Source organism: Nocardioides stalactiti (genome assembly GCF_014180715.1).
Taxonomy (GTDB): Bacteria; Actinomycetota; Actinomycetes; order Propionibacteriales; family Nocardioidaceae; genus Nocardioides; species Nocardioides stalactiti.
In genome coordinates, this window is the sequence record NZ_JACEFC010000253.1 from 1 (window position 1) to 714 (window position 714).

At 77.2% G+C, this 714-nt stretch carries 1 pseudogene; it reads left to right on the plus strand.

What is annotated here, in order from left to right:
* Window positions 1-714 (plus strand): annotated as a pseudogene (locus H0487_RS22770) (hypothetical protein); the annotation flags it as partial.

A 714-nucleotide genomic window follows, 5' to 3' on the forward strand; every position in this document is an offset into this window, starting at 1 on the left:
CGTCGACGTCCGGCCGGCGGCCGCCGTGCGCGAACGACTGATGGAGTTCCTCGGCGGCGACCCGACCGGTCTGCCCGAGGCGTTGGCTGGCACGATCCCGCCGATCAACGAGATCCGGCCTGTCGTCCTGCCGCAGGTGCCGGAGATGACGCCGCACGACTTCGCCCGGGCGAGCGGGCCCGAGCCTTCGGTCCCCCTCCCGCCACCTCCCCCGCCTGTCGAGGCTCCGTCGGTTCCTCCGTCTACCGCCCCGTCTGTCGCCCCGTCGGTCGCCCCGTCTGCCGCCCCCGTGCCACCGCCGCCCGCCCCGGACCTCCCGGGGTCGGTCGCGGTCCCCGCTGAGGACCCGCCGATCCCGTCGGTCGCCGACCTCGTGGACATGCCGACCGAGGCTGGCATGCCCGTCTTCGGGGACGACGACGAGGAGGTGTCGTGGCTGCGGGCCCGGGCCACCCCGCCGCCTCCGCCGCCGCCGTTCGACGCGCCGCCGGAGCGCCCGCTCTTCGCGCCCGGTTCCGAGTCGTCCTCCGAGCGCCGCGCGCGGGTGCTCGTGCCCCCGCCCCCGAGCGGCGACGGTGCCGTCGCTGCCGCCGGCTACTGGCCGTGGGACACCGGCACGGGGACCCACGGCTCGGTCGACACGACCGCGGAGACCTCAGCCGTCCCGGGTCGCAGCTGGCTGCGGCTGGCCATGGTGGTCGCCGTCGCGCTCGC